Source organism: Austwickia sp. (assembly GCA_016699675.1).
Taxonomy (GTDB): Bacteria; Actinomycetota; Actinomycetes; order Actinomycetales; family Dermatophilaceae; genus Austwickia.
In genome coordinates this window covers 910,288-924,295 of sequence record CP064985.1, presented here as the reverse complement: position 1 = coordinate 924,295, position 14,008 = coordinate 910,288, and the positions used below count along the sequence as shown (strand labels likewise).

The 14,008-nt window shown below is 68.9% G+C and carries 13 protein-coding genes; 3 read left to right on the top strand and 10 right to left on the bottom strand.

Translation table 11 applies throughout. The annotated features are described in order from the left end of the window. The first annotated feature begins 43 nt into the window (after positions 1-43). Positions 44-637 carry an RDD family protein gene (locus IPK37_04345; protein QQS01667.1) on the top strand — a complete coding sequence of 198 codons (594 nt, stop codon included), beginning with the start codon at positions 44-46 and terminating at the stop codon, positions 635-637. Between the two features lie 82 nt (positions 638-719). Here IPK37_04345 and IPK37_04340 read toward each other — a convergent pair whose 3' ends face one another. Next, entirely contained in the window at positions 720-878 is a 159-nt protein-coding gene (locus IPK37_04340) for a hypothetical protein (protein QQS01666.1), read from the bottom strand. Between the two features lie 302 nt (positions 879-1,180). On the opposite strand from IPK37_04340, the gene IPK37_04335 reads away from it, so the two are divergent. Next, positions 1,181-2,281: a substrate-binding domain-containing protein gene (locus IPK37_04335; protein ID QQS01665.1), complete on the top strand. Its 1,101-nt coding sequence runs from the start codon at positions 1,181-1,183 to the stop codon at positions 2,279-2,281. 286 nt (positions 2,282-2,567) lie between these two features. Here the strand turns inward: IPK37_04335 and IPK37_04330 are convergent, their stop codons facing one another. The 9 genes from IPK37_04330 to IPK37_04290 form a co-directional block, all read right to left on the bottom strand. Further along, positions 2,568-4,259 (bottom strand): DUF222 domain-containing protein, encoded by a 1,692-nt coding sequence (locus tag IPK37_04330; GenBank protein QQS01664.1) that lies wholly within the window; start codon positions 4,257-4,259, stop codon positions 2,568-2,570. A 192-nt stretch (positions 4,260-4,451) separates the two neighbouring features. Further along, complete coding sequence (locus tag IPK37_04325; protein QQS01663.1) at positions 4,452-5,039, bottom strand: Uma2 family endonuclease; 588 nt, start codon at positions 5,037-5,039, stop codon at positions 4,452-4,454. 632 nt (positions 5,040-5,671) lie between these two features. Then, complete coding sequence (locus IPK37_04320) at positions 5,672-6,286, bottom strand: Uma2 family endonuclease (GenBank protein QQS01662.1); 615 nt, start codon at positions 6,284-6,286, stop codon at positions 5,672-5,674. A gap of 150 nt (positions 6,287-6,436) precedes the next feature. Further along, a complete protein-coding gene (locus IPK37_04315) occupies positions 6,437-6,787 on the bottom strand; it encodes a DUF86 domain-containing protein (GenBank protein QQS01661.1) in 351 nt (116 codons plus the stop codon). Then, positions 6,784-7,284 (bottom strand): XRE family transcriptional regulator, encoded by a 501-nt coding sequence (locus IPK37_04310; protein ID QQS01660.1) that lies wholly within the window; start codon positions 7,282-7,284, stop codon positions 6,784-6,786. Before IPK37_04310 ends, IPK37_04315 begins: the two co-directional genes overlap by 4 nt. Before the next feature lie 79 nt (positions 7,285-7,363). Beyond that, positions 7,364-7,987, bottom strand: coding sequence for a Uma2 family endonuclease (locus IPK37_04305; protein QQS01659.1), 624 nt, complete (start codon positions 7,985-7,987; stop codon positions 7,364-7,366). 232 nt (positions 7,988-8,219) lie between these two features. Continuing rightward, on the bottom strand, positions 8,220-8,825 hold the full coding sequence (locus tag IPK37_04300) for a Uma2 family endonuclease (GenBank protein QQS01658.1): 606 nt from the start codon (positions 8,823-8,825) through the stop codon (positions 8,220-8,222). A gap of 435 nt (positions 8,826-9,260) precedes the next feature. Then, the gene (locus IPK37_04295) at positions 9,261-9,842 is read right to left on the bottom strand and encodes a hypothetical protein (GenBank protein QQS01657.1); all 582 of its coding nucleotides are present in this window, start codon (positions 9,840-9,842) and stop codon (positions 9,261-9,263) included. A 313-nt stretch (positions 9,843-10,155) separates the two neighbouring features. Continuing rightward, positions 10,156-10,371: a hypothetical protein gene (locus IPK37_04290; GenBank protein ID QQS01656.1), complete on the bottom strand. Its 216-nt coding sequence runs from the start codon at positions 10,369-10,371 to the stop codon at positions 10,156-10,158. 507 nt (positions 10,372-10,878) lie between these two features. Between IPK37_04290 and IPK37_04285 the strand changes: the two genes are divergently transcribed. After that, entirely contained in the window at positions 10,879-13,887 is a 3,009-nt protein-coding gene (locus IPK37_04285) for a hypothetical protein (protein QQS01655.1), read from the top strand. The last annotated feature ends 121 nt before the right edge of the window (positions 13,888-14,008 follow it).

Below are 14,008 nucleotides of genomic sequence, written 5' to 3'. Positions count from 1 at the left end.
CACGTGGGCCCCTCCGACGCAGGCGCCGTACCAGGGGGTGGGCATGCCACCCTCCCAGCCGGGGCCCGAGGCGCGCTGGCCCGGTCAGCAGGAGCAGCCCTCGTGGCAGGGCGAGCAGGTCTGGCAGGTGCCGCAGTACGGGGGGCAGGCGCCGCCCTGGCAGTCGGCGTACGGGCAGGGCGACGGTCCGCTCGCGCAGGCCCGCACGGCGGACGCGGGGCCGCGGCTAGGGGCGCGCATCCTCGATTGGCTGATCGTGGGAATTCCGTTCGCCGCTCTGGGACTTGGGCTGGGCTATCTCGCCGAGCCGCAGGTTTCGGCGAATGGCACGGTGCAGATGTGGGACACCGCCATGATCGTGTTGCAGCTCGCGGAGATCGTCGTGCGGCTCGTCTATCAGGCGGCGTTCGTGGCGTTCAAGGGCGCGACGCCGGGGAAGATGGCGTGCGGCATCCGGGTCGTCGACGAGAGCACCGGGCAGCGGCTGTCGTTCGGCCGGGCGCTCGCGCGTGAGGTGGTGCTGATGTTGTCGGCGCTGCTGTGCCTGATCGGGTACTTCTCGCTGTTCTTCGACTCGCTCGGGCTGAAGCGCGGCTGGCACGACAAGGCGGTCAAGTCACGGGTGATCCGCGCCTGAACACGGGTCGGGGGCGCCCCGCACGTCGCGTGCCTCGCTGAGCGCCGCGGTGCGCCGACGGGCCCATTGAGCGGCGCGTCGCTCAGAAGCGGCGGACGTTCGAGTGCGTGACGGCCTGACGCGGCTGCACGCGCTCGCGGGCACGGCGGACCAGCTCTTCGGCGTCGATCAACCCGCGCAGGTAGAGGTCCGAGTCGCGCTCGGCGTCGTCCCCGCTCGAGGGGTCGGGCGTGGTGTTCATGGCCCCCATTACGGCGCGGCGCGGGCGAACCTGAGTACGACGGTTCGCGGGGTTCGCGTTAGGGTGGGCGAGTCAGGTGGCGGTCGTCCGGCCGGGCGGCGTCATCCGTGTGGCTCTGGGGCTCAACACGATTGGGTCGCGAGGCGGACACGATGATCCGGCCGGAGTTACCGATGTGGTCCCGGGGTCGCAGGGGCCCAGGCGGCCTCGTCGCCGACGCGAACCGGTGGGCATGACCCGCCGCGCGTCGGTGGGGGCCGCGGCCGTCGCTCCTCGTGGCCGTGTCATCCCTGGAGCTGAATATGTCGAAGAACTGGCCCCGCGTGGGCCGAATCAGTGCTGCGCTGGTGGCCTCGCTCGCGTTGGCGGCGGGGGCCGCAGGGTGCAGCGGCGAACCGGCCGCGCCGGTCTCCGGGTCGGGGTCGTCGACGGCGGGGGCGTTCACCCCGATCAAGGCCGACGCCAAGGTGGCGCTGGCGTTTCGGATGGGCAGCCGGGTCGAACCGGCGCTGGGCGCCGCGCTGAAGAAGGCCGGTTTCGCGGTGGAGTCGCGGTTCGCGGACACGGGCGAGGATCAGGATCGGTACGTCGGGATGCTCCTCGACGCCAAGCCCGCCGTGCTGGTCGTGGAGGCCGTCGATGCCGGCAAGCTGAAGGGCCGGCTCGACCAGGCGGAGAAGGACGGGGTCGTGGTGATCGCCGCGACGGCCCTGCCGAAGGACGACACCACCATCGACTACTACGTCGGCGCCGACCCGAAGCTGCGCGGCGAGGCGCAGGCGGAGGCGCTGCTCAGCGGGGCCACGGGGCGGCGGACCAAGGGAGCCCAGCGCGTCGAGGTGCTGGCCGGCAGGTCGGACGACGCGGCGGCCAAGCTGCAGTACGACGCCACCATCGCCAAGCTCAAGCCCAAGCTCGACGACAAGAGCTTCGAGATGCCGTCCGGCGAGGCGGACTTCGGGAAGGCCTCGCTCGGTTCCGCCGGTGACGCGAAGGGTCGGGTCGCGGGGCTGCTGAAGGACAAGTACGGCGAGGAGGCCCCCGAGGGCGTCGTCGCGCCCTGGGACGCGGCGGCGCTCGGTGCCGCGGATGCGGCGACGGAGGCGAAGCGGCAGATGCCGTACGTCGTGGGCGCTGGCTCGTCCCTCGCCGGCGTGCGGGCCCTGATGCAGGGGCGGCTGGGCGCGACCACATGGGACGACCCCACCGCCTTGGGGAACGCGATCGCCCAGCTCGTCACCGATCTCAAGGGCAAGGACCGGCCCGTCACCGACAAGTCGAACATCAGCACCGGAAAGCGCGAGGTCGGCACCCGGATGCTGGCGCCGGTGACCGTGGTGACGCGCGGAAATGCCAAGACGCTCTTCGCCAACGACGCGGAGCTGAAGAAGCTGACCGGGTGACGCCGGGCGGCGCTTGGCGTTGACCGAGCTGGCTTGACGCCGGCCCCGCGTCGCCCGGCGCCGGGCCCGCGTCGCCCGGCGCTGGCCGCGCGTCGCTAGGCGCCGGCCGCGCATCGCGCAGGACCCGGCGCAGGGCTCGCGCGGGGTCACCGCGCGGGTCTCTCGGCCTGCCTCTCACATCTCCCGTGCGGGTGCCGGTCGCGCGTTTTCGATGCGAGCCGCATGTTGCCCGGACCCGTTGTGCGTTTCGGCGCGGCTCGTGGCGGGTCGCCGGCGGCGCGCCCGGTCATGCGCCGGTGCCTGATCGAGGGCGCCAGCGGACGCGGCCGTCGACGAGTTCACCGCGGAGTCGATGGGCATGCACGATGTCGTGATGTCGGCAGCAAAGCAGGGCGAGCCGGTCGACATTGGTCTGCCCGCCGTCGAGCAGCCATTCATCGAGGTGATGGGCTTCGGTCCAGGCAGGCGGCCTCGTGCAGCCCGGGAATGAGCATCCCTTGTCGCGTTGTCGCAGGTAGCGGACCTGGTCCGGCGACGCCAGTCGGCGGGCCCGGCCCCAGTCGAGGATGGCGCCGTCGCCTCCGAGCACCGCCGGGATGAGGGCCGCGTCGCAGCACATCCGGCGTACCGTCGCCGCCGTCAGCGGCGTCCCGTGCCCGTCCGCGCCCGGACCCAGCCCGGCGCGGAGCCGGTCGTAGTCCATGGTGATCGTGACCTGGGCCTTCACGGCGGACGTGGGTCGGACGTCGGCCAGCGCGGCGCCGTTCGTCGCGAGGACACGGGCCATCTCGATAAGCGCGTCGTGGCGACGCTGCCCCGCCGTACGGTCGTCGCGTCCGAGCGCCGTCACTTTGTCGAGCTCGTCGTCGCCCTGCGGCCCGCATGACGTGTCATCGGCGCTTGCGTGCTCTCGATCGTCCTGGTGGGCGCATTCGTCCCGGATCCAGCCGGCGGCGACCAGGGCGGCGCGGACGTCGGCATACGCAGCTGCCCTCGCCGCCTCGGCATCCCCCGGTCGCGCGGAGCCGGAGCTCCCCAGCCCGCCGGCCGCAGCAAACGCGGCGCGGGCCTGTGCGGTGAGGGGGTCGATGAGGCGGTCGTCGTCGTGTGAGGAGGCGAAGGCAACCGCCTGGGCGAGGCTCGCCCCGTCCGTGACGGGACGGTTCGCGACCGTGGCGGCGACCTCTGCGCTGGGGCCGGCGAGCGCGTCGAATGCTGCGTCGAGGATGGCTCGGCCCTCGTTGTCGGTGCGGAGGCGGCAGGTCCACCCGCCGGCGTCGTCGGCGACCCATCCGCTGAGTTCGCGGTGGCGTTTGGCGGCGGCCTGCTCGTCCTCGAAGGCGTCGGTCCCGTACGTCGCCGCGATGCGCTGCCGGGCCGCGCGCAGTTCGCCGGGTGCTGCCCCCTCGGCTGCCCAATCGATCAGCTCGGCGGCCGCCGTCTGCCAGACATCGTCGGGGATGTAGCGGGCGAGGAGGTCGAGTTCGCGGCCGAGGACCTTGGCGGAGGACACGGGCACCTTGCCTGCCACCACCGCGGCGGCCAGGGGGCGCAGGTCGGTGGGCTTGGTGCGCCGCGCCTGCTCGGCCACGGTCTTGATGGCGGCGGCGAGGCTGGGAGGGACGCCGATGCCCGCTTGCCACGCCTGTTCCCGCACCCAGCCCGCCAGGTCGGTGCACACCGATTCCGCGACGATGCCGCGCTCGACCGCCTCCAAAGCCACCGCGACAGCCGCCCCCTCGGCGAGCGCCCGCAGCCGTAACAGCTCGCCGCAGAGGGCGGAGAGGTCCCCGCTGGGGACTCCTACGGCAGTGGTGCCGCGGGTGGGGTCCGTCGGGTCGGCGCCCGCCGTGAACGCGCCGAGCGCGAGGGTGGCCGCGGCCACCGCCTCCCGCGCGACCCCGGCCATCCCATACGCCGTCACGTCCTCCCAGCCCAACAGCCCTTCGGCGCTGGCTCGGTCGAGTACGGCGGTCATGGACTGAGTATATCGAACAGGTGTCTGTTTGAACAGACCTTGAAAAGGTAGAGAATCCGATTGATGCCGCATAGAGTCCGTGAAAAATATCGAAGTTGTTTACTGACAACAGATGTCGGCCACTATTGATCCGTGACGCATGTCACCGCTGATCCGCGGGCGTTCTGGCCCGGCGGCAGCGCTGCCGCGCCTTCAGGCCAGCTCGGCCGCGGTGATCGTGACCGGGTCGCAGCCAGGGATGTGGATCGTCACCGAAGTCCCGTCGCCGGTGGGGTCCGGGTAGGGAGGGTACGTCGCGGGCTCGCTCGGCCCGTCCGCAAGGACCTGTTCAAACAGCCACAGCTGCGGGGCATCACCGCGGACGTCGACGATGAGGTAGTTCGGGATGCCCGCCGCGGCGTACTCCCTTCGTTTCGTCACCCAATCCCGCTCGATCGATGACGGGGAGACAACCTCGACGACAAGGGCCGCTGCGTGAGCCTCGACGTACGGCCTGGCGATGTCCACGTCGCGCGGGAGGACGAGTAGGTCCGGCTGGCGCACGGTGTCACGGCCGTCGGCTGTCCTCACGTGGACGCCGTAGTTGGGAAGCACCCGATGCCCCGGACGAACGAGGGGCGCAAGTCGCTCATGAAGCAGGGCGGCGGCTTCGATGTTGGTTCCGGCTTCGGGGGGCGTCATGGTGGGTACGCCGTCGACGAGCTCGTAGGCGTCCTCGACCAGGTTCCAGGTGGTTTCCCACTCGTGGAGGCTGACGCGGGGGGGCGCGGCAAGGCTCATCCGGCTGCTCCTTTCCATGCCTGTCAGTGTGGCGCGCGGGTCGGTTCCCCGAAAGGTACGGCGCCACCTGTCCCGCCTAGCGCCGCCAGTTCGCCCCGGTGGAAAACCCGCGCCGCCGCCGAGGGGTGTGGACGACGCCGGCTCAGGCCAGCTCGGCCGCGGTGATCGTGACCGGGTCGCAGCCAGGGATGTGGATCGTCGCCGAGGTCCCGTCGCCGGTGGGGTCCGGGTAGGGAGGGTACGTCGTGGGCTCGCTCGGCCCGTCCGCAAGGACCTGTTCAAACAGCCACAGCTGCGGGGCGTCGCCGCGGACGTCGACGATCAGGTACTACGGGATGCCCGCCGCGGCGTACTCCGCCCGTTTCGACACCCAGTCCCGCTCAATCGATGACGGGGAGACGACCTCGACCACGAGAGAACCACGGCGGCGATGTGGTTGGCGAGGGCTTCGGGGGGCGTCATGGTGGTACGCCGTCGACCAGCTCGTAGGCATCCTCGACCAGATTCCAGGTGGTCTCCCACTCATGGAGGCTGACGCCGGGGGGGCGCGGCAAGGCTCATCGCGTCGCTCCCTCCCATGGGTCGAGTATCCGCATGCCGACGTGCGCACGCTACGGCCGAGGCCGCGGGGATCAGAGCGCGTCGCGCAATTCGGCGGCGGTGATCGTGACCGGCTCGCACTCGTCGATGCGGATGGACACCGAGGTGCCGTCGCCGGTGGGGTCGGCGTACGTCGTGGTCGGCGCGCCGTCCGGAGCCGGGGGACCGGGCACCAGGCGGTCGTACAGCGTTAGCGTGGCGGCGCCGCCGCTGTTTACCGCGCGGACGTCGACGACGAGGTAGGCGGGGATTCCGGCGGCGGCGTACTCGCGGCGTTTGGCGACCCGGTCGGTGCGCACCGTGCCGGGCGAGACGACCTCGACAACGAGACGGATGCCGGTGAGGTCGCCGTGATTCGCCGGGGGTCCGGCGGCCCGAGCGCGCACGATCAGGTCGGGCACCCGCACGGTGCCGCGTGCGGCGCGTGGGGAAAGCACCGCGTCGTAGTCGGGGGCGCACACGTAGCCCGTGCCCAGGCTGTCGCGGAGCCGGTACGCGATTTCCATGACGGCGGTGCGGTTTGTCCAGGACTCGCTGGCTGCCATGACGGGGACGCCGGCGACCAGCTCCCAACGTTCGCCTTCACGGTCGCTGTAGTCACGGAAAAACTCTTCGATCGTGAGCTGTCGCGCGGGTGCGGTGGTCATGGCGGTCCTCCTCTCCGCTGCATTCGATGATGCCCGCCTCGGGCTGGCCCCCGCTATGGCGACCGTGGCTCTTGCCGTGGGGAGCGGGGCCGTCACTGGTGATAACGGCGGGGTGCCGGGCTCGCGTCGCGGATGGCCCCGCTGGTGCGATCAACCGCCACTCGAGTCGATAGAGGCATCAGATGCCAGCAGCCGCGTCACCGCTTGGCGGAGGGCAGGTACGTCCACGGTGACGGTCTGCGACACAAGTGCGTGCGCGGTGTCGAAGTATCGGTGGGCCAGGTGGTCCCGCATGCGCGCCACCTGTCGCCAGGGGATGGACGGTTCGGCGCGCAGAAGGTCGTCAGGCAGCGACTTGACGGCTTCGCCAATCTCAATCAGGCGCATCCGGCATGCGTCGAAGACGAGGCCGTCCGCCAGGCTGCCACGGCGCACGTGTTCGCTGATGGCGTCGCATGCGGCCAGGATGTCGTCCAGTCGCTGCCGGTCTCGAGAATTCACAGCGGGACCGCTTCGGCAAGGACTTGCTCCCGGACCCCCGGCTTGAGGTCCGCCAGTGGCACAAGGTCGATCTTGGCCTGCACGATCTCGCCGAGGTCCTCTTCCGCCGCGGCAAGAGACCAGAGGGTCAGGCTAGGCGGGAGCGTGGCCAACAGGTCGACATCGCTGTCTGGGCGCTCGTCTCCGCGGGCAACACTTCCGAAGAGCCGCAGGTCGGTGATGTCGTAACGGCCGGCGGCCGCAATCAGTTCGTGCCTGCGGTCCATGACTCGCCGACGCAGGGGATGGGTGCTCGCCCCTGGACGGACCGTGCGCACCTGTAATTCATGCCCCGTGGCTTCGACGAGACGCCTCAACGTCGCCAGCGACGGCTCTCGCGCACCCGACTCGTAGGCACTGATCACACTCTGCGTCGTACCAGCCCGCTGCGCCAGCGTCCGTTGGGTGAGGCCCGCGGAAGCCCTGGCCTCGCGCAGGATGACGGCGGCGGATTCCATGCGTCAAGGATATCGCGGATTGTCGATATCAGCCTGCGGTCTGCACGAGTCGGCGCCAGGTCGTGCTGACCGCGGTGCGTCAAAGAGCCTCGGCGAGCTCCGCGGCGGTGATCGTGATGGGGTCGTGGTCGTCGATGCGGATGGTCACCGAAGTGCCGTCCCCGGTGGGGTCGGCATAGCGCGGGTACGTCGTCGCCTCGCGCGGCCCACTGCCCCCATCGAGCGCGTCCTCGACGGGCAGGAGGCGGTCGAAGAGCCACAGCTGCGGTACGTCGGGGCGTACGTCGACGATCAGGTAGCTGGGGATCCCCGCCCGGGCGTAGTCGGCGCGTTTGGCGACCCAGTCGCGTTCGGTGGAGCCGGGGGAGACGACCTCCACGACGAGGGTGACGTCGGCGGCGCGGACGAAGTGGTGCCGGATGTCGACGGAGCGGGGGACTACGGCGAGGTCGGGCTGCCGGACGGTGTCGCGGCCCTCGACGCTGTGCAGGTGCACGCCGCAGCTCGGCAGGAGTCGGTGGGTGGCGCCGACCACGGGCGCGATCGTGTCGCGGATCAGCATGGCGGCGCTGACGTTGAGGGCGGCTTCGGCTGGCGACACGGTGGGTACGCCGGCGACCAGCTCGAAGGCGTCCTCCTGAGACTCCCACGTCGCCATCCATTCGGCGACGTCGAGGTGCCGCGGTGGGGCCGTCAGGGTCATCCGGCTGCTCCTCATGGTTCTCAGTGTGGCCGACGGCCACGGATCTGGGAACGGTGGGCCCAGCGAGCCGCCCGCGGCAGGCCCGCGCATCCAGGCTGTGGACGACGAGGGCGCCGTCGCGGGGGTGTGCACGGTGACGAGGAGCTGGGCACCGGCTCGTCGACGCCGTCGAGCCGGCCCTCAGGACACAAGGGACGTGCTGACGACGCAGCTCCGGCGGCAAGATTGCAGATTAGAGAGCGTCGGCGAGGTCTGTGGCGGTCAGGGTGACCGGCACGCCGTCCACATGCAGGGTCACCGTGCTGCCGTCGCCCCGGGGCTCCGCATAGCGGCCCGTGTGCCGGCCCGATCCACCCGATCCGGCAGGGTCACTGGTGACGTTGTCGTACAGCGTCAGCGTGGGCACGTCGCCGCGGACGTCGACGACCAGGTAGCTGGGGATGCCGGCGGCGGCGTACTCCCGGCGTTTGGCGACCCGATCCGTCCGGACCGATCCGGGCGACACGATCTCGACCACGAGCACGACGTCGGTCAGGTCCCCGTGGGGTGGGGTGTGGCCTGGGATGCGTCGGCGGACCAGCAAGTCGGGCATCCGCACCGTGTCGCGTCCTCCGGTGGGCGGCAGGATGACGTCGGAGTCGGGCTCGAAGCGGTACGCCGTGCCGAGCTGGGTACGCAGGTGGTAGGCGACGGTGAAGACGGTGGCCCGGTTGTTGGCGGATTCGCTGGGGGACATGACGGGGACGCCGGCGACCAGTTCCCAGCGTTCGGTCTCGCGGTCGCTGTAGTCGCGGTAGAACTCGTCGATCGTCAGGTAGCGCGCGGGTGCGGTGGTCATGGCGGGCCTCCTTCCGCTGCTCTCGATGATGCCGGTCTGGGGTACCGGCACGCTAGCGAGCCGCCTGATGTGCTTGCCGGCCGGCGACAGCCAGCTGTGGATGAGCACCGGATGGCCGCGGAGTTGCCGTGGAGTTCGCGGCAGTCGGCGCCGCCACGGCGAGGCGGACAGGTACGCCGGGCCTGGGTCGCCGCCGGAGCCGGTGGGTGAGAGCCCGGGTCCCCCGGGGGTCGACCATCGCCGGCATGTCCCCGCTCAGCGCTGGTCCTGCGATTCCGCCTCCAACGCGGCGCCGGCCAGTCAGCCCACTGGGGGCTCGCGCCCCAGGGCGACCGCCGTCCGGGCCACACCGCAGAGTCATCGAGCCCTCGACTCCGTGGAGGCAAGATCACCGCCAGGGCCTGACCACGCGAGGGTGGTCGAGGGCGCGTAGCACTAGTTCGCGGTAGCGCTCAGGCTTGCCACCGTGGACGGCCCCTTGGCCGGGCTGTAGTGCGGGATGTGTACCCACCGAATGGTGTTCCGGTCGGCGCGCAGGGCGGTGGCCAAGGCGCCGAGCCGCGCCGGTCCGGTCGCGAGCGTCTGGCATCGGCCCCCGATCAGCACCAGGAGGGGGTCCTGGGCCTGAAGGAGGCGCAACTCATCGGCGAGCGCGGCGACGTTGGCGTCGACGACGGCGCGGGACGTGTCGACCGAGGCGAGGCGGCCATTCCTCTCTTCGAGCAGGTCCGTCATGTAGCCGCCCCACAACGGGGTGTCCCGGCAGGCGACGGCGAGGAAGTGGTCGTTGTGCTTCCGGGCCGTGTGGAAGTTGGTCCACGGCGGCAGCGGCGTGGACCCCGGTCCGTGGCCCCCGCGGTTGATGGCGATCAGGACGGCGCCGGTATGCAGGCCCGCGGGGCGCGCGGGGAAGCTGATGTTGTCGTCCTCCCACACCGCCCACGAGGCCGACTCGCGGTGATCCGCCATCCGCTGGAGCAGCTGCTGGGAGCGATCGTCTGACCCGTGAGGCGTCATCTCGGTAGCGTGCGCCTCGCGCGGAGGGGACACGAATGCGGTTGCGTCTCAAGGGTCTTGCCGCCGGCGCGCAGCTGACTTACCGTCGGAGCACAGCGTCGGTCGGGGAGAGGCCGGCGCAGATCGGCAGCTGACCTGGGGAGGTCGACGCAGGAAGAGAAGACGGCGACGGGCCCGAGCTGTCGTGACGACAGTGGTGCGGGTGGACGGCGCCGGGGGAGGATCCCGCGGGGGAGGCTTCGCGGGGCAGCGAGCGGTACGGCGACGCGGGCGAGCGCCCGAGACCCTCGCGGTCGGTATCAGGCCGCGGGTGTCAGGCGGCGCGGAAGCCGAAGCCCCGCGGGCCGCGAAGCGTGCGGCTGGTTCGGCCGGTGTGCAGGCCCTGCGGGGACGGCACCGGACGCAGCAGCAGACCGCTCGTCAGACCCCAGCGCACAGACCCGGAGAGGGCCAAGAGATCGTGGAGTTCATCGCGCGCGGCAATGGGCGCGAGATCGCGCTCCACGCACTCGCTGCGCAATTCTTCCATGGCTCTTTCCGCTTCTCTTGAGGGGTCGATAAAGCACGCTGTGTAAGGGTGCCCGAAATGACGCCGTGCCATATTCCGGTAGTCCACAGCTCTCCCCTCATCGGCCGCCCGCCCCCCGAGCTGAGCGCTCCGGCCCACCGGATGTCGACATCCCCGTACGCCGCCGCCGCCGCGCACCCCCGACCGTCTCAGCAGGTGACTTGTCATAGTCTCGTCGAGACCCTAGTCGGTGACCCCACCGCCCCACACCTGCGCCGATGCCTCGGTCGTCCGTCTTATGCGCGGTCAGCGCGATGGCCTCGGCAAGAAGATCGGAATGCCCGCGGAATAGCCGAAGTCGCGCGTACGTCTTAAACGCCCGTCCATTTCACATTCCGAGACTCCGTGAAAATTTTCGCGTGGCGACTTCCATTTCTTGGCAAAGCCGGTGCAGTATGTATCTGTCATCCCTGGCCGCTCGGCCGCAGGCGTGCCCTGCGACGAGCACTCATCGAAAAGAGAGCAACCTTGTCTCACAAGACTGGCAAGCGCGTCCTCACCGCTTCCACATCCCTGGCGCTGGCCGTCGTTGGCCTGGCTGCCTCCCCGATCGCGGCCCACGCAGCCGCAGCCAACGTGCAGGTGGTCAACGTCTGCGGCGGTGCCTTGCTCGACTACATCACCATGCCCGCTAACTCCGGGACGTACACCATTAAGGCCGTTCTCGCTTCCGACGCAGACGAAACGATCGACACGACGTTGACCACGGGTGCATTGGCAGGCTCGGAGACGGCTAAGGGGGCGTCGCTCCTGGCTGACGGAGTTACCGTGAAGTACCCGTTGCCGGCAGGTGCATTTGTCACTGACGTGAACAACAATTCGGTCGCTGATCCCAAATTTGCAGTCTATGACTCACTGGGTACTCGTGCGTCCCTCAGCACATACGATGGGGCGACATGCGCCGTGCAGTCTGTGCCCGCCCCGACGAGCAACCCTTCGGCCAGGACAATCACGGTCACCAAGGGCTCTGGCCTGGTATGGAACGTGGCGGCTGCCGCGGCAACATCTGTAGTGACTGATGGTCCGAACACGTCGAATGCAAGCAAGACCATTGCCGCAACGACAAACGCTGACCTTACATGGCCCGTGGGGTCAGGGCCGACCGCGACCCAGACTCTCACCGTAACTGGCACCGGCAACGTGACGGTCTCACCGACTGTTGATTCGTTGCATGGCTACACCGGCCCTGCTTCAATTCAGAATTATGTCTTTGCGATGGATGGCAAGACCCCATGGACTTGGACAGCCCCCGTCGTCAACGATCGCGATGGAATAGCTGCTGACACGGTGACGCTGCCTAATGTGCCAGGTATCACCTGGTATTATAAGAAGGCAACGGCCGCGGGCGCGGCGGCTGAAGTCACGGCTAGGAATGCGGATGCCGATTCGGGTAATGGCGCCTATGTGCCTGCGGGATATACGGCGGCAACCACGGGAGCGGGCGGCACTGTCACCCTGACGCGTCCCGCGAGTATGCTCGACACAGAGGTCTTTGTGGTCGTGGCGGTAGCGGACGCGACGCACAAGATCGACCTTGGGGCCGGTAGTTTTGCCCCGCACAAGGCTGCCTCTACGGCTGCATTCACCAATACCGTTTACATTACGTCGGTGCCCGCTCCGACAATGGTCGATGGGCCAGGTCCCTCGGATTACTACATCCTCCCAAGTGTGCCTGGAATCAAGTGGCAGGTGACTGGTGTAGACAACCAGGCGAACCCCATCCCGCAGGTCGACTATCCGTCGGGTGACCCCAGACTGGGCCAACAGATTCCTGTCTACACCTCCAACCCCCCGGTCACTCTGACCTTCACCGCGGTGCGTGACGCGAACGCCACAACCCCGGACGGCACCGTTGGTGGCTACCAGATCGATGCTACGAAGGTTACAAAGACCTCGTGGTCACAGAAGTTCGACAACCGCGCGTCGGTCGTACCGGTGGCCCCACAATTCGTTGACAAGACAGGCCTCGTCGATGATGCCGTGATTTTCCCAGCCCTTCAAGCGGGGCTTGACGGATACAAGTTCGCTGTGACAACCAGTTCCTCTGGTGAGCCTGCTGATGCCGGAAACCCCGGGGACTACAAGTACGCCGATTACACGTGGTACGGGAAAACCGTCACCCTGACAGACCTCCAGAAGTCCTTTACGGGGTCGGTTGACCCAACGAAGACTAAGGTATGGGTCAAGGTCGCTGCTAACGGGACGACCTATGTACTGGCGACCGATGCTGCGGGCAACGCGGTCACTTCCAAGTGGAACTATGTGTTCACCAACTCGGTGAACATTGTCCCGGCGGCTCCCACGCAGACAGCAGTGGCGGGTGACCCGACCAAGTACACGCTGACGTTCCCGGTAGACGAGAAGGTCATCTACTCTGTGACGGACGCTAGTGGGATCACCAAAGACATCGCGTACGGTGACCTCGGGAAGCCGTTGACCTACTCGGGCACCACCACGGTTCGGGCACGTGCAGCATCCAGCATCTACACGATCCAGCCCAACGCTGACGGCACTGCTCCGGCTCCGTGGACGTTCCTGGCTCCCAGCGCCACGATCAAGCCGCAGGCGCCGACCATGAGCAACCCGGCGGGGACGGCCAATGACACCTATACGCTGCCGGCGCAGACCGGGATCGTGTGGAACGTCGACGGCAAGGACGTGCCGCTCTCGGCGTACGGTTCGCCGATCTCGACCGGCGGGGCGACGAAGGTCATCGTCATCGCGCAGGCTGGCGCCGGCTACGCCCTGGACAGCACTGCCCAGGCGAAGTGGACGTTGGACTTCGGCAACACGCCGCCCACCAACGCCCAGGTCGACAACTCCATCACCTCTGACGCGCCTCCCACGGCGGAGTTCTCCTGGAGCGCCGATGGGGCGACGTCGTACGACGTGACCTACCACAAGACCCTCCTGAACGGCAGCGCCGGGCCGGAGATCGACTGGAAGATGGACACGACGGACACCTCGGCAAACTTCGTCGCTGAGGCTGGTGATGAGTACACGGTCACCGTCGTGGCCAAGAACGACAACGGCGACGCCAGTGCCGTCTCTAGCACGGTGAAGTTCCCGGGCGGTAGCCCCATCGGAGATGTCACCACCGGTCAGGGCAGCTTCAGCGCCGGCTGGAACCTGCTGGGCAAGTCTCAGCTGGGTGGTCTGCCCTACTACGGCGACACCGCGGCGCTTGCGTCCAACGGTGCGACGTGGACCTACACCGTGCCGGCCGGCACGAAGAGCTTCGACCTCTTCGCGACTGTCCACTCGCTCGGTGCCAAGGGCAAGATCTGGGTCAACGGCGTGAACTGGGCCGACTTCGAGACCAACCCGAGCTACTGGGGCACCGTCTCGAACCCGTACGGCTACCCCGTCCGTCGGGTCCAGGGCTGGGACAACACCAAGTCGGCAACCATCACGGTCCAGCAGACCGAGGGTGGCAACCTGTACTTGGCTCTCGACGCCTACCGCGTCAACAAGTGACCGATCGTCACGGTGACCGGCTACATAGGTCGCGTGACGTGACGTGACACGACGAGTGGCCCGCCGCAAGGCCAACGCACAATCCGGCTCTTGCGGCGGGCCCCCGTCGATGTAGACCTGC